At 45.8% G+C, this 19,343-nt stretch carries 14 protein-coding genes; 8 read left to right on the forward strand and 6 right to left on the reverse strand.

The genetic code is table 11. The annotated features are described in order from the left end of the window. Positions 1-84: 84 nt before the first annotated feature. Together ASL11_RS11595 and ASL11_RS11600 are read left to right on the forward strand one after the other, a co-directional pair. Positions 85-1,134: a glycoside hydrolase family 88/105 protein gene (locus ASL11_RS11595; RefSeq protein WP_056613656.1), complete on the forward strand. Its 1,050-nt coding sequence runs from the start codon at positions 85-87 to the stop codon at positions 1,132-1,134. 3 nt (positions 1,135-1,137) lie between these two features. Continuing rightward, on the forward strand, positions 1,138-2,826 hold the full coding sequence (locus ASL11_RS11600; protein ID WP_056613659.1) for a hypothetical protein: 1,689 nt from the start codon (positions 1,138-1,140) through the stop codon (positions 2,824-2,826). Between the two features lie 332 nt (positions 2,827-3,158). Here ASL11_RS11600 and ASL11_RS11605 read toward each other — a convergent pair whose 3' ends face one another. Together ASL11_RS11605 and corA are read right to left on the reverse strand one after the other, a co-directional pair. Beyond that, the gene (locus ASL11_RS11605; protein WP_056613660.1) at positions 3,159-4,067 is read right to left on the reverse strand and encodes an AraC family transcriptional regulator; all 909 of its coding nucleotides are present in this window, start codon (positions 4,065-4,067) and stop codon (positions 3,159-3,161) included. Further along, positions 4,064-5,014, reverse strand: a complete 951-nt coding sequence (gene corA / locus ASL11_RS11610) for a magnesium/cobalt transporter CorA (RefSeq protein WP_056613662.1) — start codon at positions 5,012-5,014, stop codon at positions 4,064-4,066. Before corA ends, ASL11_RS11605 begins: the two co-directional genes overlap by 4 nt. A gap of 71 nt (positions 5,015-5,085) precedes the next feature. Here corA and ASL11_RS11615 point away from each other — a divergent pair, with 71 nt between their 5' ends. Next, positions 5,086-5,850 carry a hydroxypyruvate isomerase family protein gene (locus tag ASL11_RS11615; protein ID WP_056613664.1) on the forward strand — a complete coding sequence of 255 codons (765 nt, stop codon included), beginning with the start codon at positions 5,086-5,088 and terminating at the stop codon, positions 5,848-5,850. Positions 5,851-6,101: 251 nt separating this feature from the next. On the opposite strand, the gene ASL11_RS11620 is transcribed toward ASL11_RS11615, so the two are convergent. Further along, on the reverse strand, positions 6,102-10,028 hold the full coding sequence (locus tag ASL11_RS11620) for an endo-1,4-beta-xylanase (protein WP_056613666.1): 3,927 nt from the start codon (positions 10,026-10,028) through the stop codon (positions 6,102-6,104). A 424-nt stretch (positions 10,029-10,452) separates the two neighbouring features. On the opposite strand from ASL11_RS11620, the gene ASL11_RS11625 reads away from it, so the two are divergent. Continuing rightward, the gene (locus tag ASL11_RS11625) at positions 10,453-10,815 is read left to right on the forward strand and encodes a group I truncated hemoglobin (protein WP_056613668.1); all 363 of its coding nucleotides are present in this window, start codon (positions 10,453-10,455) and stop codon (positions 10,813-10,815) included. Between the two features lie 369 nt (positions 10,816-11,184). Here the strand turns inward: ASL11_RS11625 and ASL11_RS11630 are convergent, their stop codons facing one another. Continuing rightward, on the reverse strand, positions 11,185-12,891 hold the full coding sequence (locus ASL11_RS11630) for a glycoside hydrolase family 2 protein (RefSeq protein WP_056613805.1): 1,707 nt from the start codon (positions 12,889-12,891) through the stop codon (positions 11,185-11,187). A 119-nt stretch (positions 12,892-13,010) separates the two neighbouring features. On the opposite strand from ASL11_RS11630, the gene ASL11_RS11635 reads away from it, so the two are divergent. The 4 genes from ASL11_RS11635 to ASL11_RS11650 all read left to right on the forward strand — a co-directional run bounded on the left by ASL11_RS11635 (position 13,011) and on the right by ASL11_RS11650 (position 18,227). Further along, positions 13,011-13,823, forward strand: coding sequence for a helix-turn-helix transcriptional regulator (locus tag ASL11_RS11635; protein WP_056613670.1), 813 nt, complete (start codon positions 13,011-13,013; stop codon positions 13,821-13,823). 18 nt (positions 13,824-13,841) lie between these two features. Then, entirely contained in the window at positions 13,842-14,333 is a 492-nt protein-coding gene (locus tag ASL11_RS11640; RefSeq protein WP_056613672.1) for a CYTH domain-containing protein, read from the forward strand. 136 nt (positions 14,334-14,469) lie between these two features. After that, a complete protein-coding gene (locus ASL11_RS11645) occupies positions 14,470-14,883 on the forward strand; it encodes a hypothetical protein (protein ID WP_056613674.1) in 414 nt (137 codons plus the stop codon). Positions 14,884-14,951: 68 nt separating this feature from the next. Further along, positions 14,952-18,227: a response regulator gene (locus ASL11_RS11650; RefSeq protein ID WP_056613676.1), complete on the forward strand. Its 3,276-nt coding sequence runs from the start codon at positions 14,952-14,954 to the stop codon at positions 18,225-18,227. 282 nt (positions 18,228-18,509) lie between these two features. On the opposite strand, the gene ASL11_RS37840 is transcribed toward ASL11_RS11650, so the two are convergent. After that, positions 18,510-18,644 (reverse strand): hypothetical protein, encoded by a 135-nt coding sequence (locus tag ASL11_RS37840; RefSeq protein ID WP_268796192.1) that lies wholly within the window; start codon positions 18,642-18,644, stop codon positions 18,510-18,512. Positions 18,645-18,663: 19 nt separating this feature from the next. Beyond that, complete coding sequence (locus ASL11_RS11655; RefSeq protein WP_056613678.1) at positions 18,664-19,326, reverse strand: hypothetical protein; 663 nt, start codon at positions 19,324-19,326, stop codon at positions 18,664-18,666. Positions 19,327-19,343 lie beyond the last annotated feature (17 nt).

Below are 19,343 nucleotides of genomic sequence, written 5' to 3' on the forward strand. Positions count from 1 at the left end.
TTTTGGGACGGAAGCCCAAGCAAGACACGTGCGAATGATGCTACTCTTTAGGTAATCTTTTTATACAAAGGAGCTGCCTAAATAATGAATTCGACGTATGCAAATCACGCTAATAAGGTATGGAAAGAAATGATAAAGGATCATTCTGGCGAATGGGGAATGGACATTCATCACTGGGACTGGGTGCCTGGTGTAGGTGTGATTGCCATGCTGGAGTATTATGAAGCAACTGGTAAACCTGAAGTATTGGCTTATTTGCAGGAGTGGGTGAAGCACAATAGTGAAAAAGCGAAAGGCACGAAGGTAATCAATTCGATCGCACCTTATGCTATTTTCCCAGCTTTATACCGGATTACGGATGATGCTTGGTTCCGAGATGAAGCGAATCGGGTAGCGGAGTGGCTGATTAAGGATACACCACGAACTCGCGAAGATGCCTTTGAGCATACGGTGACGGAAAATGTGGCGTTCGCTGAACAGGTGTGGGCGGATACGATTTTTATGGCCGTACTATTTCTGGCGCGCACAGCGTCGTTGGTAGGCAATAAGATTTATGCGGAGGAAGCATTGAAGCAGGTGCTAATCCACCTTCGATTGCTGCAGGATGAAGAGACGAATGTTCTTTTCCACGGTTGGAACTGCGGATCAGGTAATCATATGTCAGCGGCGCGATGGACGAGAGCGAATGCTTGGATTGCTGCAGGTATTCCGATGATCGTGAAGGAGATTGATCAGCTTGTTACCATCCCGGATGAGCTTAAGGATCGATACGGACGCCTAATGTCGGGGCTGCTTGCGTATCAGCAGGAAGACGGACTTTGGAGCACGGTTATGGATCAACCTCATTTTTATCGGGAAGTGTCGGGCAGTGCTGGAATTGCTTATGGCCTTTTGAAAGGCATGGACCTTGGATTAATCCCTCCTCTAGAAGAAACAGCTGCCGCTGTGGAGCAAGTGGTTACTTCGATTGTGCCCTATATTACGGAGGAAGGCATCGTGAGGGGGGTATCTGGCGGGACGCCAGTGATGCCAACCATTCAGGCCTACCAAGATGATATTTCAACGTATCCAACGTTATATGGACAAGGTCTAGTGTTGATGCTATTTGCTGAGGTATTGCGAGAGGAGAAGTAAGTTATGAGTAGTGAGGAGCTTTTGGAGGTTATTCGAGCGAAGGAATTAAAGTTTGATCAAGCTGTTAAGTTAATTCGAACCCCGCTCATGTCGACGTATCATACGGCACTTAAGCCGGAGACGCATCCAATGGTGTACGAACTGTATCCATCAACGTGTTATGCCTATGATCTTTTGCGCTATGGCGGTCAGGCGAATAGTCAACGAGCGGCTGATATCCTTGAAGTTGTGCTGGAGCGGCAAGATAAGGATGCATCGCGAGCTACTTATGGCATTTGGCCCTACTTTTATGAAGAATCGCTGGATGAAATGGATCGCCCAGACTGGAACATGGCAGATTTTCAAGGGAAGAAATTGGTTCTTATTTTGAAAAATTATGCAGAATCTCTTCCTGAGGCATTAATCGAACAAATTCGTGAAGCGATCTATCACGCTTGCCAAGCAATCATCCGACGAGATGTGGGGCCGCATTATACGAACATTGCGATTATGGGGGCTTTTGTCACGCTGGTTGGCGGTGAGCTGTTGGGCGATAACGAGATTCGCAGCTATGGTGAGCAACGGCTGAAGCGATTTCATGTGTTTACGTCAGGGATCGGCACTTTTACCGAGTATAACAGTCCTTGTTATTCGCCAATTGCGATTGAGGAATTGGATAGCATCTATCAAGAATCGTTCACCACTACGGCCGTAGTTCTTGCTGAGCAATTGTTAGACATTGCGTGGGAGATGATTGCGAAGCATTTCCACCCAGCAACTGGGGAATGGAGCGGTCCATATAGTCGGACCTATTACACATTGATGACAGAGCGAGAGAAGCATTTCCTGGGAAATGCGCTCAACAAAGAATCGATGGGCATACAATGTCCAGAGAAGTATCATGCTTATTTTAGCTCCAATGCGGAGAGGTATTTCATGGAGCCAACGATGATGGCAGCGGAAGCGGGCTTTCAGAATTATGCGACGACGTATCAAAATGAGAAGCTTTCACTTGGAAGCTATACGATCGGCAGTATGTGGAATCAGCGTCGCAACTTGTTGGGCTTCGTGGATGTTGGTGGGAAGAAAGTGTTCGTGCAGCTGCAATTTCTGAAAGATGGGAAGGACTTCTGCTCTGCTATTTATACGGGCGTGCAGTCACGCAAACAGGTGCTATTCGGCTTCAATTTGGCGACAGATAATGGCGCTTGGCATCAAGATCTAGATGTCATTAACGGCAAGTTCCAGGCGAATGATTTGCGCATTCGGTTGCTGCTCGGCGGGGAATTGGAAGAGCTTGAACTTCCAACTGTTGTGGAAGGGAAAAGTCTGACGACGATGCTCGGAGGAGATACGCAGCTGCGGGTTGAAGCTGTTCTGGAGGAGTCGGACTACGGAGCACTCGAGGTTGCAGTCGAACGCAGTGATGATGAGCTTCATTTGGATTATGTCATCTATGCGGGCGAGGAGAGGGCTTTTGATTTCCATGCGATTCAAAAAGCCGTATGGATCTTCGCATTATCACTTGGCGAGGTTGGAGGCACGCTATCTGCGGTTGATGTTCAGCTCGAGTCCAATTCTGTGACAGCTACAAGAGGTGCTCAGGAGGAGCAGATGTCGATCACTGTGCCGATAGCACCAGGGAAGACATGGGACTTTTATCGGAATAATCGCGTACAGTTGCCGCAGAATTTGCTTGAAAGCGTGCAGTAAGCGGGAGTGTATAAGAGGTGCAGGAATGCTTTCCTGCACTTCTTTTTCTGCATGTTCGCAATTTTAACTGGAAAATAGGCTGTTAATTTCGCCGGAGTTGCCACTAATTTCAATTTAGATGGATTATATGTAGGTAATCTAGCCGAATCGGGCGAAATTGAAGCATTTGGCCGAATTTAACTGCAGGAAATCCAGTTATTTCCTAATTCGAGCGGAATCGAGCCAATTTAGCTTCATTAAACCCAGTTATTTGGCAGGAAGGGTGATCGTAACTGGTTGAAGGAGGCGTCAATATTTCATCGGAGGCATGTTGCATGTTCGGTTATTTATAACTAGTTAGATTTGATGTTTCGTCTAAAAGCCTCAACCCGGTACTGCTTTGGCGTGAGGCTGGTTTCCTTTTTGAACACGTGGAAGAAATGCGACATGTCGCCAAACCCAACGGCAGCTGAGACTTCCGAGATAGCTATATCGGTCTCCATCAACAATCGCTTCGCTTTATTCAGCCGATATTCAATCAAGAATTGTTTAATCGTCGTTCCAGTTGTCTCTTTAAACAACGTAAAAAGCTGTGATCTTGAGACCGGGAAACGTGTCACGAGATCTTCAATGTGTAATGGCTCCTGATAATGTGCAATCAAATAGGAAAGCACATCACCAACGAGATACTGGTCGCCGGTAGTTAGCGTTGTCGTGTTCTCATTTTGTAATCCAAAAGAAAAAAGGAAAAGGTCGGCTATATGCTTCAACACAGCCAATTCATAGCTTCGATCACGCACTGTTAAACAATTCGTCAGCTCGGTGAAGATGGTCTGCACACGATCCAATTGCTGCGTACTCAAGAAATAGTGACTAGAATCCGGATGACGCTCGGCTAGAAGCCGAGGAATGGATAAATCTGACAGTTTGCAAATGGTGTGCAGTTGATCTAAATAGGACTCATCAATAGAAAGGACATAACGAGGAAATTCTTTGCAATGTCCATGAAATGGCCGATGAATGACATTCGGATGAATGATCGTAAGGCTGCCTGCATGAAGCGGATACAAGCGATCACCAACGATATAAGTGCCCGTACCTTGTAAAACCAGATAGATCTCGTATCCGTTATGCGAATGCAGTAACTGCTGCTCCTGCCCCAGCGGAATTGTCCGAAATTCACAGTGCACGGGATAAGCAGCCAGAAAATGATTCGTATAATCATCGATAGCGAAGTTAATCGGTTCATTTCCCATCCTCATTTAAACCAGCCCTTCTTCTGGAACCAGGCGAACATGCCTATACCAATGCCAAGCATGATAGCGAGTATGTCGAAATATCCCCAATGCCATTCGAGTTCAGGCATGTAAGCAAAATTCATCCCATACAGCCCAGCGATAAACGTCAGTGGCATGAAAATCGTCGTAATGACCGTCAATGTCTTCATAATCGTGTTCATTCGATTCGAGTTGAGCGAGATATAACTATCCCGAATATCCGCTGTAATCTCACGGTTCGAGTCCACCATTTCAGAGAGTTTGAGCAGATGATCGTGAATATCCGTGAAAAACACGAGGTGCTCACGCACCTGTTCAATGCGATCCGAACTAATGATTCGATACAGCAGGTCACGCATCGGGACGATGGTACGACGTAATTTCAACAGCTGAGAACGAATTTCAAAAACCTGGTTCATCAACGCATCAATGGCTTCGGCATTTATTTTATTTTCCATATCATCGAGCAGATCCTCAATTTGATAGACACTTGGGAAGTACTGATCGACGAGATTATCTAGAACTAAATACGCGGCATGGATTTGCCCCTGATTTCGCAGACTTTCTTGCTGGGACACTCGGGCCCAAGCATCTTCTATTTCTCGGGATTCATGTAAATGGAAGGTGACGATATAGTTGCTGCCGAGATACATATCCACTTCTTCCGCATCCAGCGTCTTAGGATCAATGGCGTGCATGACGAAGAAATGAACGTCTTGATAGTGATCTACTTTCGGTCGTTGCATGAAATGAAAGCAGTCCTCGATAGTAAGGGGATGGAAGTGGAAATGATCCTTCAGGTTTAAGGCTTCTTTTTCATCTGGATTATAGAAATCAACCCAGTACCACCGAATCGAGGGGGCTGATAATTCCTCAAGAGGGAGATCGTGGATCACAGCATAATCGGTTGTGACGGCAAGCGTTCGTATCATATAGGACTCCTAGCATATCATTTTATCGTAGGCATTTGCTTCATTTTACCATACAATGGAGAAAGATTAGAATGGAAAGAGGGATTGGGATGAAGCTCTCCGTTTGTATGGATGCGCTCTATAAAGGGCGTGATTTTAGGGAAAGTGTGAATGAACTGAAGGAGATCGGTTACGATACAATTGAGTTCTGGTCTTGGTGGCAAAAGGATATTGACGTTGTCGCGGATGCTGTGGCTGAAGCGGAAATTTCGATTTCAACATTCTGCACGAAGTTCTCGAGTTTGGTTGATCCAACACAGCGTAGTGTCTATCTCGAAGGACTCGTCGAATCGATCGCCGTCGCGAAGCGCTTGAATTGCACCAAGCTCATTTCGCAAGTAGGACAAGCACTCGAAGGCGTGCCGCGAGAAGCTCAGACGCAATCTCTGATTGAGGGGCTGCGGGCGTGTGTACCTATTTTGGAAAAAGAGGGCGTAACGCTGCTGATTGAACCGCTGAATACGCGTGTTAATCATCAAGGGTATTTCTTGGCTTCATCGGAAGAAGCTTTTCATATCATCAACCAAGTAGGCAGCCCTTACGTGAAGATCTTGTTCGATATCTACCATCAACAAATCACGGAAGGAAATGTGATTGCTAACATTCGAGAGAATATTGGATTGATTGGCCATTTCCATGCGGCAGGTAACCCTGGTAGACATGAACTCGACAATGGTGAGCTCAATTACGAACAAATTTTCAAAGCCATAGATGAGACAGGTTTTGAGGGGCATATGGGGCTGGAATATTTCCCATTGGAGGCACCGCAGGTTGGGCTTCGAAAGCTGCTGAAGTGAGAAGCATAAGGGAGCGCGGCTGTCAGGTGTGAAAACGCGAAACATTTGTAACACAATTGGAACATTCCTGTTACAGTCCTCTAACATAGAAAGGGTATTATAATAAACAAGACCCCCTTTTTTAATATAAACTTTGGACCTGGCCCCGTTGGCTAGGTCCCTTTTTTTGTTCTCAAGAAATGAAAAACCTAGGTTCAGTTCCGACAAGGGAGATCACCTTGATGGAACCAAATCTAGGTTATGTTTTGTGTTTACTTTTGCCAGATACGGTACAAGATGACTGCCCCTTCAGCACGAGTGAGCTCATCGATCGGAGCAAGCTTGTCGTTCTTGCCATTCACAATGCCAGATTTCACTAAAGCTGCAGCGCTGTCTTTCGCATAGCTGGACATACTTGCTGCGTCCGGATAAGCATCTAAAGTTCCGCCAACTTGGACTTGCTTATCGGCTGCCGCCATCGCACGTGTCGTTAGCACCATCATATCTTGACGGGAGATAGGGCTGTCTGGCTTAAACGTATTGTCTTCAAAGCCAGTAGTGATGCCCAATGCTTTCGCAATCACGAGCTCATTATAATAATAAGCGGTTTTCGGGACATCGCTGAACATAGCTACATCGTTGCTAGTAGTATGCAATTCAAGCGATCGTACAAGGAGCGCGATGAAGTCTGCTCTCTTAATAGAAGCTTCAGGTGAGAAGCTATTCTCATCCGTACCATGGATGACATCGCGAGATGCCATTGTATCAATAGCTTGTTTAGCCCAAGGCACGTACTGTAAGTCTCCGAAGGTCTTGAATACAGAGGCTACCGCATAGGTGCTGAAATGGGTTGTTTGGAAAACAACGGTTCCGCTTGCCGCGTTATAACGACCATTTGGAACTGGTGTCGCCTTTCCTTGACCATCGATGTACCAAATAATGATATGATCAGTATCGCTAAGCTCTTCCTCAGTTGGTAAGTAAGGGATGGCTACCGTTACAGGCGCATTTGGATTATTCCATGCAATGACTTTGTCACCTGCGGCTAGGGTCAGTTCGATAACTGGGCGATTCCCGATTTGTTCACGGGTAGCTGTATCCATGTTGTCCTTAGAGACCTTAGCCACACGAAGGGACACTTGCTCAGCGTTTTCTGTTACGCCCGACAGCATATTGCTTGGAATCTGGATGGTCGCATCTGCTGTTTTCACTGAAAGCTCAAAGTTGTCTTGACCTCTCAGGCTTTGTGTTGGCAATTGCACTTCATAGGAAGTTGCGTTTGCTTGCTTCGGCACTTCGATTACGATTTGTTTCTGGACGTTTGCTGTAGGAGCGGCTTGCTCAAGCGCCTTTTTCAAGGTGTCGCCTGAGATCGCAGCTATCGTTCGTCCGTTTTCGGTTTTCAATTCAGGTGTGATCGTACCACCACTACTACCAGTGTCAGTGCTGGTGCTAGGCACAGTACCCGAACCCGAACCCGTGCCACTACCAGGATCAGGATCACCACCATCACTAGGATTGGAGACTTTGCCGGTTAGGTTCAGCACGCCGTAAACGGACGTATCCTGAAAGCCCGTGCCGGTCGTATCGTTCCATGCTGCAACGCTTTGACGGGCACCGTTTTTAGCATCATTGATCTGTACGTCGAAACCAAGTTTCGTATTGTCTTCTGGCGTTATTGTTTTCAACGGAATCTTCACTTCAACCGTGTAGTTGGTTCCAGAAACATGGGTTTTGGATTCGACGCCAGCCGATTTACTTGCCGGATTGAAGGATTGTTCGTTGCCAAAGTTGATGCGATATTGTCCGTCATCAGCTTCATAGGATGATGTCTTTGCATTGTTTTCGTCCAAGAAGATTTCGACGGAATCTTGTTCATAGGCATTTGCGCTGCTTTTATCAAGCTCAGCATTGCTAACTTGGATGAGAACATACAGATTTTGATCATCCCAAAGTGCTTTCGCTACGCCGCTTGCTCCTTGCCAAGCTTGCTGATACCGGTTGATTGCCATGTCAGGTGCTTGACTCCAAGCCGCGTCATCAGCCATCCCGTCGATTGTAGGGGTAGCGAATTTAGCGGTTGACTGATTGGCTTGGGCTACGGACTCAGGCGGATGTGCGGCCAAGAATGCAGCAGGGTCAATGACCCCGAAGTACGCAGGTTTGGCTTGCAGATCACTATTAAACAATTGCGGATTCTGACTGGCTCTCCAGCTTGTAGCATCATTCAGACCCCAGAAGGTAACACGCTCGATATGAGCAGCATGGGCCTTGAAAATCTGGAATATTTGCGCATATAAAGAGCCCTGGGCATTTGCTTCTTTCTCGGTTAGTCGAGAATTGCTTCCTGCTGTAATGTCTAGCTCGGAGATGCTCACTTGTACGCCTAGAGAAATAAATTTCTCCAATGACAATTTAACATTGTCCGGTTTCGTGTTTAGATTGTAGTGCGCTTGCATGCCGACACCGTCGATGAGGAGTTTGCCAGGGTGTGTCAGGGCATACCTATCATTGATTTCTTTGACCATGCTGTAAATAGCCTGGGCTTTATTCTGGTTATCTTCGTTATAATCATTGTAATAAAGCTTGATATCCCATGTAGGATGCGCGTCCAGCACTTCTTTTGCCGCTAAAAATGCCTGCTCGACGTAGTCATCTCCGATGGCAGCTTTCCAAGGGGATTGACGCAGCGCTCCATGCCAATTTGAAGGGTTAGATGGATTATCATTCATCGCCTCGTTGACGACATCCCATGAGATCACCTTGTTACCGTAATGCTCCATGACCGTTTGGATATGGGTCTTTAAGTTTGCAAGAGCCTCAACTCGTCCTAGCGGGAGTGAATCGGTTGTCGTAGTCAACCAAGTAGGTGTTTGTTGATGCCATACAAGGACGTGCCCATGCAACTTGAGTCCGGCAGCCTGAATTTTAGTAACAAGCGCATCCTCCGTGGCAAAATCAAACTCTTTATTCGCATTGTACGTCTGATCTGGTTTCATGGCATTTTCCGCTGTGACGACATTGTTATGTAACTTGAGAAGTTGAAGTCTAACACCATCTAAATCTGCCGCTGATACCGCATTGCCGATCAGGAAATCGTTGCGATAGGCATCTTTAATCGGAGTTAAATTCGTTTGTACGGAGATTGGCGCCGAACTCTCAACAAAGCTGATATCGTCGATATAGAAGGAAGCGTCCTTGCTGCTAGAACTTTCCACATATATGCTCAAAAACTCATCGGGTACCGTGTTATAACGGTAGTTTCCTTCAAATTTAACCCAGCCGTCTTCGGTGCTAATCGTTTTTTTGTCAACGGTATTATAGCTTGCACTTGCATTACCCACCTGTGTGGACAGCTGAAGTTGCGAGCTTCCAGGCGAGATAAGCTTGACCCAAGCCGTAATTTTATATTCGAAGCCCTTATCCACATATTTCTCCACACGCAATGAAGGACCATGCCAAGTCTCTGTTCTACCCTCAACTTTCAACGCGCTTGTGCCGCCTTCAGTATGATTGGCATCACTGATAACCGTCAGCGTTTCCGTGCCTTTCCTGCCTGCAAATCCGCCATTCGTTTGATCTTCAAACGTAATGGTGGGGAAATCCACGGCTGGGAGTCTAGGAGTCTCAACGACTGGGCCTGCAGCTACATTTTTGGTAACAAGGATATCGCCAAGGTAGAAGGGCACACCTGCACCAGCCGTGTTCGAATTAATGCGCAATGCGCTATCTTTACTCGTATCAACAGTAAATTCCTTAGTTAGGGTGAGCGCTTTGCCAGCTTCATAATTCACGTAAATTGTATTCTGATAGCCATTTACCGTTTGAAAACCAGCTTGTGCACCGCTAGGCACCGTGACATCGGCGTCTACGTAGACGGTTGCGGTAACCGTATAGGTTTGACCATTTTCCAGGCCGATGTCGCTGAATTTGAAATCAGCTCCATCCCAGTTGTTCACTCGGTTGCTTACATATAAAGCTTTACCATCATCATTGCCGGTAAATGTTTTTCCTGTGACCTGTGACAGGTTAGCGCTGCCAGCTCTCGTAGCTTTCCCTTGGCCGCTCGCGAAAGTTTCATGATACAGGGTGATGGTCTCGGTAGTCGCCGCTTTCGTAACTTTAGTAAGCAGGCTTGATGGTATAACTAAAGCCGCAACGAGTAAGATTAAGGCGATTCTCACAAATTTTTTTCTCATATTTGGCATTCCCCTTCCCAATAATCAGTTATCAATGAGTTAGTTAAGCGTTTACATTTTGTAGTGGACATCTCCTTTCCAACGTAATTATAGCGTGATCAAAAACACGTTTAACTAAAGAAACTTTATATGATACTGTAATTATTAAATACAAAGTCGGGTTTTGTTACAGGACTTAAATTAAAAAGAGCAGCTTCAGCTGCTCCTTCATTACCTATGATTGAATGCGAAAACGTCGTTCTTTTTTGACAGACAATTTTGATATCATCCAATAAGCAACCATAGAACTGTAATCCTATATAGAAGGCATGCTAGATAGACGGTTTGATGGACAAGGGCGGAAACAGAAACAATAGATAATTTCCTGTTCAATTGGATAATATAACCAGGTAGATAGGTGTAGACCTGAAGGAGGATAAATATAGTGAGTGAAACAACGTTATACGATAAGCTTGGTGGAGAAGGGGCGATCACGGCAGTGGTGGACTACTTCTATGAGCTGGTTTTGGCGGATGAGACCGTCAATCACTTTTTTAACAACACGGATATGGAGAAGCAACGGAAGCATCAGGCGAAATTTTTTAGTTTTGCGTTAGGGGGACCGAATCAGTATACGGGGGCATCTATGGCCAAGGCGCATGCAGGGATGAATCTGCAGGAAGAGCATTTCAAAGCGATTGCGACTCATCTTCATGATGCGCTTGCTCATTTTGGCGTGGGGGCAGACGAGATCTATCAAGTGTTGGCGAAGGTATCGACGTTGAAGGACGATATTTTACATAAATAAGTTTTGTTAAAAAGGAGGTTCCCCAATGGCTATTTATGTGGCGGGGGATCCTCTTTTTTGCGAGTTAATGGACTTGGAAGAAGTCCGTATGGTGAATACAGCAGTGAAAGATGCTAAAAAGCATCCTTTTTCTTCAAATTAACCATTTTAGTTGAAATACGTGCGAAAGTGCAACTATTTCCACCGGCATTCCACATATTGGCATCTTTCGGTCCAAAAGGTTGCCTTTTTGCACTTATTCCTTCTGTTGAGCTGTTTCCCCGAAAATAAGTGTATATTTGCATCTTTGACTATGCGTACACGAGGTCATTATATTTGCAAAAAATAGGGACCCAGCCACACAGGCTGAGTCCCTTTCTCTTTACTGCCTTACCGTTCCGAGCGATAAATCTCCTTCACTAAGCGATAGGCCAATTTCGGCTTGCGATACTCGCTCAGCAATCCTTTATTATTGAAGCTCCGCGCGCGATCGCGGAAGTAAGGTCGGTCACTTCGCACATCGACGCGAATGTCTGCGAAGTGCCAAATGAGCGTCCCGACGATACGAGGGTCGTCGCGGAAGATTTTCAAGGCGCGTGTAACGACATCCGCTTGGTAGTCTTCACTGAATAGGCGTGGCTCCCAGCCAGCATCGCCAAAAATCCCGGCCGCGCCGAACTCACTCATGATGACAGGCTTGCCAGCAGCGCCGTGCTTCTCCGCATTCAGGAAGTAGTTCTGCAGCATGGTACTAAATCCATCCACGCTGCCTTCATACCAGCCGTAATATTTGTTAATCCCGATGACATCAAAATACGATAAAACGATATCTTCCTCCGGCTGCATTGTTGCGTAAGTGACGAGTCTGCTCGCGTCCATGCTGCGGATTTTGCTCACGAAAGCTTTCGTCAGCTCTAGTGCTTCTTGAGTGCGTGTATCGATTTCGTTGTGCGCTCCCCAGAAAATGATAGAAGGATGATGGTAGTCGCGGCTGATCATTTCGCCTAGCATGTTAACGCCGCGCTCTCTAAAGATCAGGCTTGCCAGCGTTTCCACACTCATGAAACAACCCCACATCGGAATCTCACTCCAGAGCAGCATCCCGTGCTCATCAAGCAGATCGATCCAGAACTGGCTTTGCGGATAATGGGAGCCACGAACAATATTACAGCCCATGTCGGTCAAAATGTCCAAATCTTTCAGCATCAGCTTCGGTGGGAAAGCAAATCCCCATTCGGGATGCTCTTCATGGCGATTCACGCCTTGGAGGTACAGCTTTTTGCCATTAAGCAGAATGTCGCTGCCCTGAACCTCAACCGTACGGAAGCCAGTCCGATCGATAAGATCATCTTCACCAGCTTGGACAGTAAAGGTATAGAGCGCAGGTTGACCGACATCCCAACGCTTAATATTCGCCAGACTTCCACTTAAGGAGAGGCTAGTAGTTTGACCTGCTGCAATCGTGACAGGGCCAGCGGAGAGGGAAAGACCTTCCGTACTAGCACTTACCTCAAGCTGACAGTCTTCTTGGCTTAATGAACTGACTTGAATTTGCAGCTGAACATCAGCTGTATCGTCCTTCAATTGATAATCAATTTTCATGGACTCAATGTAGACATCCGGCAGCTCCTGAAGCTCAACAGAACGAATGATGCCCCCATAGGAGTGCCAGTCGGCGATATCCGTCGGCAAAGTTTGCCAATCAACGGTATTATCAACACGAATCACGAGTTCATGCTTGCCTGCTGTTAGGTGAGGGAGAATCATAGAGAACTGTGTAAACCCGCCAAAATGGTAGCCAATATGCTGGCCATCCACGTACACATCGGCATGGTGAAGAATGCCTTCAAAAACCAGTCGAATATTCGCATCTTGCAGCGTATCAAAATAGGTGCGATACCATGCGGCACCAATGTAATCGTAAGTACCTAATTCGTTATTCCAACAAGAAGGGACGACGGACTTTTTTGATCCGGCAGGGAAGGTTGACGCCCACCCTTCAGAAACACCTTTATTGTCAGGATCCGTGATGAAATCCCATAATCCATCCAAAATTCGAGTAGGTCGTAAGTTATGCTGCTGAAAAGTACGTATCACGAGCATTAAGCCCCTTTCATGTATGTTTCGTAAAGCGTATCATAGAAGAAGAGTCAATTTGAATGGATAAACCTCATCTCTATTTGTCAAAATCGCTATAGGGTTGGTGAACAAAACCAATGAATAACCACCGTATTTATCATCATCGGCTTTCGTATGAGAAGCCACCCGATCCTGGCTGGAAAGATATTCGAAATACGACAGACGTACACTCACTGTATTGGATTCGGAGTGGCGAAGGGGAATTTCACCATGAGATGAATGAAGTTCCGCTGCATGTACAAGCTGGGAGTTTGTTTTATTTGAAGCCCGGGTTTAAACTGAACATGACTTCGTCTACGGACAATCCGTTATGTATTAGGATGCTCCTTTTCGATGCTTTTGATATCCCATATGAGCATCTCAATTGGCTGAAGCCAGTTCCTGTGGAGGAACTGCGGATTCCCTTTTATAAACCGCACACGTTAGAGCAGTCAGATTGGCTAGAAGCACAGTTTACTCGCTTATGGTCAATGAGAGGAACGGACCCGCATGAACGCCAAGCGGAATTCCAATATGTTTTATCGCGATTAATCCAATTTATGAAGGATACGGATACGTCTAGTGATCCCTACATGAAAGCTTTTCAGCAAGCGAAGCTGTGGCTGGAGACCTGCTATCATCAGCCGATTCGGCTGGAAGAGCTGGCGAAAACCTACCATATATCCGTGTCGCAATTACGCAAAATGTTTATGAAGCATGTGGGCATCTCGCCCAAAGCGTATTTAAATCAGATTCGGAATGAGCAGGCGAAGACGATGCTTTTACTAACCGATGAGCCTATGAAGGCGATCGCCGATGCTTGTGGATTTGCAGATGAGTTCCATTTTGGTAAAATGTTTCGAGTATGGAACGAGATTTCACCGGTTCGTTTTCGAACAATGAACAAATAGAGAGGGGCTAACCGAATTATGGGTGCCGAAATTGAAAGAAAGTATTTATTAACCGCATTTCCTGCGGCTGAACTAGCGAATAATGAGTTGACGCAAGTGTCTAAACAATATATTTATCAGACGTATTTAGCTTTCTCGGACGATCAAGAAATTCGCGTACGCCAGCTAGTGGACAGTTCAGGAGAATCACACTTTACGCATACGTTCAAGTCAGGACATGGGATGGTTCGAGAAGAAGTCGAATACAGCATCACGGAGCCTATCTATAAGCAGCTGCTAGAGCGTACAGGATTAATTCCATTAGAGAAGATTCGTACGACCCTCGAAGCGGCTGGTGTAACTTATGAAATCGACGAATATAAACAAATTGACCTGCTAGTCGTTGAAGTGGAGTTTCCTGATCTGCAGACTGCGGAGCAGTTTGTACCGCCGAGCTGGTTCGGCAGAGAACTTGGTTCGGAGGAAGAGTTCCGTAATAAGTCGATGTGGGTGGCTTTGCAGAAACACTAATTCCCCTCCCAGATTCATTAGGGAAGTATGAGTAAAAAACATGCTTCCCTAAAAGTCTAGATAGAAGTTTTACAACACTTACTAGGTATCATCTAAGTATTGTAAGAACTTCTAAAGGAATTGCGAGGGGTTATTCATGAATTTAATCCACTATTATCGTCAACAGTTTGTCGAGTTAACAGCCCAGTTTGAGAAAGTGTGGGAGGAAGATTCGCAATATAAATTTGGTTTTCTTTGGCGCTCACAAGTAAGTAATTCGTATAAGGAAATGTTTCAGATGACACAAACGAGACAGGAACCGCTTTATTTGATGTATGCCATGGAGCTTCCAGAGTCTTATAAAAGAACGAACATTAGCGAGGTTATCAAAAATGTAGCTTCTGCTTACGAATTGTCCATGTATGTGTTCTCAAGTAAAATTATGTTGACATCATGTGTTTCCATTGAAAACTTACAGCAAACGTCATTAGGCTTTATTCATCAAGCTCGTGCCGAGATGATTGATTTAGTCTTCTCTGTGATTAAACAAGTCGATTATGAAACCGTATAGACCTTACATAATTCGACATCTATAATAGATGTAGATGGACGAGATTGCAATCCGATGGGGTGAGTACGATGTTGAGAGACTTATTGAACAATTTCTCGCTTGTTGCCGTATTTGTTTTTATATCGATTCAAATTTTTTACTCCCCCAAATTACAAAAAGCAGCAAGATGGAAATTTCAGATATGGGCAGGCATAACACACGGACTTTTCGGAGTTATGCTTGCTTATACTGGAGTCCATGTGAGTGAACGGCATATTCTAGATTTGAAAGCGATTGCAATTCTGATGGCTACCTTCATTGGTGGGGGCCTTTCTGGTTTTATTACGACGGTTGTCATCATTATTGGCCGGACGATGATCGATCCAGCGGTTTTATTTCGCGTATCGCTGCTAGGCTTCATTATTTATGTGGGTTGTGTGCTTATTCATTATTACATCCGAGACTATTGGAAGAAATGGATGCTGCTCGCATTATGTCCTGTCAGCGTGTTATTCGTTGATATGGTTCTTATTTATAAGCTTCCTGCTATGGAGCTTGTCATTCCGAATTTACTTTTGCATTTAGGGGCGGGCATGTTCGTTGCAGGACTTATTCGCTATTTCTTGCGCTCCGAGGAGCTGAAAAGGCAAGTACGGCAGATACAGCAGGAGCTTTCTGATATTCTTCGTTTTCAACCTGGCCTTACATTTAAGCTCAAAAAAATACAGAATTCCTTGGTATATACGATCATTGATGGTCAATTATTGCATCAGCTCGGGATTAAGCCAGATGACTATTTCTACAAGAATGTGTATGCGATTCCATCCTACTCGGAAGACATTGCGCAATTCTTGCAATCCAAATATGAAGAAGCCTACCGAGGAAATCAAGTCGCCTATGAAATGGATGTGCGTGGAAAAATCATTTTCACGACATTACAGCCTGTTTTCGATGGCGCAGAGGTGGTTGAAGTCATAGGCTCGGCGACGGATGTTACGGAGAAGAGTCTGGCAGAACGTCGGATTCAGGAAAGTGAAGAGCGGAATCGGATTCTCGTAGAGAACTCGCAGGAGGGCATTCTAGGTTTCACAACGGAAGGCGAAATTACGTCAGTGAATCAAGCGGCATGTCATCTATCACAAACCAGAGCTGAGGACATGCTGGGTCTTCCAATGACTGCTTTTTTACCCGTATCCGAGCAGGAGCTTTGGGAGCAGCACTTTCAAGAAGTGCTAACGAGTGGTGATAATGTGAGATTCGAAATCGCGATTCCTTCGTCGGAGGGGCCAAGAAGAGACTATCGGGTAACACTTTCAGCCTATCATCATGCCTCTGGTGAAGTGAAAGGGATTGTGGGTACGATTCACGATTTTACTGAAGCCTCTATGCGCCATGCAGCTGATCAAGCCAATCAAGCGAAGAGTCATTTTATTGCCAAAATGAGTCATGAAATCCGAACGCCTTTGAATGGGATTATCGGGCTATCTCAACTGTTAGGGAAGACGCCGCTCTCCGAGCACCAGAAGGATTACTTAACCAATATTACCTCTTCTTCGCATACGTTGTTAGGTATTATTAATGATGTGTTGGATTTTTCCAAAGTTGAAGCAGGTAAATTAGAGGTGGAACGGACGAGCTTTAATCTGGACGAGCTGTTGAAGGAGCTTTCCAGTATTTGCAGTGTACTATCGAAGAGCCAACCCATAGAGCTTATTTTCAGTACGCCTGCTGAGCTGCCCAGACGACTTCTCGGAGATCCACTTCGGTTGAAGCAAGTTTTACTGAACCTTTGCAGCAATGCCATTAAATTTACACGTGCAGGTTATGTGATGCTTCACATTGAGCTGGTGCCACAGACATCCAGTGAGGAAATGATGCTGCGATTTAGCGTCGAAGACTCGGGGATTGGTATTTCAGCTGATCGGCTTTCTTACATTTTTGAACCTTTCTCTCAGGCGGATGGATCAACGAGCCGTGAGTATGGAGGAACTGGTCTGGGACTGCCGATCAGCCAACATTTGATCACGCTAATGGGCGGTGTGCTCCAAGCAGAAAGTATAATGGGAAGCGGGAGCCGTTTCACATTTGCTTTACCTTTTCAAATCATTGAGCAAGACGATCCTGATGAGTGGGATATTGGAGAGGGAAATGAGCCATATGGCGTGTTGGTTGTTGAGGATCATCCCCTTATGCGAAACAGCTTACAGGATATTTTAGAATCAATTGCACTCATCGTAACAACGGTTCCTTCTTGGGATTCGTTGTTCAAAAGGCTAGGCGGAAAAGAAGAAGGGGCAGATGAATTCCATTGTCTCGTCTTGGATATGGAAAGCGATGATATGTATGGCCTAGAAACATGGGATACACTCCTCGCTTTAATTCATAGAGATCGAACGCGCTTAATTTGTCTGACATCCTCTATGGGGAAGGAAGAGCTGCTTACACTCCCTGAGGAGATAAGGCCTGATGCCGTATTGGTTAAACCGATTAGTCGACTAGAGCTGTACCAGACGTTGGAATATTTGTTCCATCCTATGCATGAATCGCGGGTAACTGAGCAAGGATCGATGCCCAATCCTTCTGCTACAGTGGAGGAATGGGGACACATTTTACTCGTTGAGGACAATGAAATTAATCAACAAGTGGCCATGGAGCTGCTCGAGGAGCGGGGCTACAGAGTCACGCTAACGACAAATGGTCAAGAAGCGCTCGACAAGCTGGAAAAAGGCGAATTTGCCTTGGTCCTCATGGATATTCATATGCCAGTTATGGATGGTGTAGAGGCGACCAAACTTCTGCGTTTGAACCCAAAATTTCGCGAAATACCGGTCATCGGGCTTACAGCTAACGTGGTTAAACAAGACCAAGAAGCGTACGTCCGAGTGGGCATGAACGATGTGATAAGCAAACCGCTGGATGTGAAGTTGCTATTTCGAGTCATTCACAAATGGATGGACCCCGAGAAGAAGAAGGAGCGAGAGCGAAACTTCAAGGAACCTCAACCTGTTAGCGGAGAAGAGATCCCGTATTACCAAGGTATCGCCGCGATAGACTGGGAGGGAGCTTTGGCCCGAGTGGAGGGTAAAGAGAGTATTCTTCTCGTCATGCTGCAGCTGTTCAAGAAAAATTACAGTGACTTCGCAGATCTGCTCCGGATCAATCACCGTGAAGGGGATTGGGTCGCTGCCAAACGAGCTGCGCATACGCTAATCGGAGTAGCAGGCAGCCTATCGGCGATAACACTGCATGCGGGAGCAGTGAAGCTCCAATCAACAATTCTCCTGAATGAGAATTATGAGGATCAAATTGCCGAGATCGCAGCAGAAATTGAACGCATTATCGTTTGTATTCCGGATGAAGCGTAAGCGGAGATGAACGATCTCTGAAGTAGTACCTTAAGTAGACACTCATCATAAACCTCTTATAAAAAAAGGGGGGAGGGATGAGGATAGACTTAAGTTTTTTTTGTATTGGGCAATACGGGAAGGCTTAAGTATTATTGCTGTGGAGAGGCAGTGCGAGCTACGGGGAGGAGCGTGCACGATCATTAAACGCTAACGGCCACCACAGCCGTTAATTGACCAAACACAGCCCCTTTCCTAGGCTAACGGCCACTGCGGCCGCTATTTCGCCCAAAACCCCTGATTCTAGCCCGATTTCCACTCCATTGCGTACGCTGTGTCCGTTAGCGAATCAGGAGCATCGAATTCTAGCAAATAGCGTCTCCTATGTCCGTTAACCGTCCGCTCGCATGCCGCCGTCCCGCTCACCGTCCCGCTCACCCGTCCCGCCGTCCAACAATCAAAGCCTCAACTGATACGTACGATATCGCTGCCGTCCTCCTTCTACAATTAAGATTTGCTTCTCAACGAGTTGATGCAAAATCCGCCTTGTATGGCGATCGGAGAGTCGAAGGTGTTCAGCAATTTCCATCGGTGTAATGGGCCGAAGCAAACGACGAGCAAAACGCACTACTTCTGACTCTGCCCAATTCAAGCCAGCTGACACATCAGCTGAAAGGAATTTTCCGACGAATGACAGGATAAGCTGTTGGCATTGCTTCGGATCTTCTTGGATGGACAAATAAGCAATTGGCATAAAAGTCCACCCATCAGGGGTTAGCAAGCTATGCCGCATACATAAATCCTTAAATCTTCTAACATCAAGATCTCTTGCATGCGATCCAAATCCCTGTATTTCGATCCCTCCTTTTGCGCCTCCAGGCATATAGGCAAGATCCAGATACCGGTAGCCATTATTGAAATCGCGTACCTCCCACTCGGGATATAAGTGATTGAAATTACCAATGGCAGGAAACCAAATGTAACGTAAAAACGCAATGGTTCCGTGGCCCAATCCTTTCTCTAACAATTCGAGCCTTCGATGATTTACAGTCCCAGTACTAGTTCTAGCGTGCTCGATCATCGCCTGTATCCATTCGTTATATTTTTGCTCAAATGACATTCTCTCAGCCTCCAGTT

It is taken from the genome of Paenibacillus sp. Soil750 (assembly GCF_001428045.1).
Classification (GTDB): domain Bacteria; phylum Bacillota; class Bacilli; order Paenibacillales; family NBRC-103111; genus Paenibacillus_E; species Paenibacillus_E allorhizoplanae.